This is a genomic window from Kitasatospora sp. NPDC001225, assembly GCF_053597855.1.
In genome coordinates, this window is sequence record NZ_JBSFJC010000489.1 from 1 (window position 1) to 1,077 (window position 1,077).

Below are 1,077 nucleotides of genomic sequence, written 5' to 3' on the forward strand. Positions count from 1 at the left end.
AGCGCCACCATCGCGCCCGGCGTCACCCCGGCACCGACCAGCCGGCCCGCGAGCCGGGAGGCCCGCGGATGCAACGGGCAGGTGTCGTGGGGTGGGTGAGGGTGCGATGGACGTCGGGACGGAACCGGTCATCAAGCCGAGCAGGCGGGCGGCGCGGCTCCGGGCGGCGGGGCGGGTGCTGATCGTGCTGGCGGGGCTGGGGCCCGTCGTGGCCGGGTTCCTCCTCTTCGTGCGCACGTACGACGTGACGGTGGCGTACCGGACGGCCCCGGTGTGCGGGACGTCGGCGGCCGGGGCGGGTGCGGACTGCCTGCGGTTGGAGAGCGGGCGGGTCGTGAGGAAGAAGGTGGACACCGACCGGGAGAACGACCTCAGTTCGTACAAGTTGGTCGTCGCGCGCGAGACCGCGGGCGGCGACGAGTACGACGTGGGCGAGCCCTTCTTCCAGGACGTGGAGGTCGGCACCGCGATCGACGTGGGGGTCTGGAAGGGGGAGGTCGTGCAGATCTCGTACCGCGGCCACCGGGCGGTGAAGCCTCAGCTGCCCTGGCTGCCCGTCCTCGGGGTGGCGCTGCTGATCAGCGCCGGCAGTGCGGCGGTCGTCCACGGTCTGCACCGGTCCCGGGAGGGCCTCAGGGACGTGGTGCAGGTCGGGAGCATCGTGTTCACCGTCGGGTCGTTCGCCGGTTCCCTCGTCCTCATCGGGGCGTTCCAGTGGTCTTTCCCCGTGACGATCACGGTCGCCGTCCTGGCCTGGTTGAGCACCGTCGTGGCCTGTGCGGTGGTCGGCCGCCTGTCCTTCGGGCCGGCCCGGGCCGGTGCGTGACCGGTGGGTTCGGGAATCGGCTTGCACTGACGCAGGATTGTCAGGTTATCGCCATGGGAAGGGAGCAGGCCACAGACCGTTCCCTCCGGAAGGACCCCCGTGCACCGCACCACCGTCAGAACCGCCACCGCCCTGCTCGCCACCGTACTCGCCGGTGCGGTGCTGGGGGCCGCGCCCGCCGGGGCCCGTCCGGCGGGCGACAACCGTCCGGCGGGCGACAAGCCGTCGACACGTCAGGTGGAGGTGTTCAC

At 72.3% G+C, this 1,077-nt stretch carries 1 protein-coding gene; it reads left to right on the forward strand.

Translation table 11 applies throughout. From position 1 onward, the window contains the following. Positions 1 to 106: 106 nt before the first annotated feature. Positions 107 to 826 carry a hypothetical protein gene (locus tag ACWDCZ_RS41680; RefSeq protein ID WP_449818771.1) on the forward strand — a complete coding sequence of 240 codons (720 nt, stop codon included), beginning with the start codon at positions 107 to 109 and terminating at the stop codon, positions 824 to 826. The last annotated feature ends 251 nt before the right edge of the window (positions 827 to 1,077 follow it).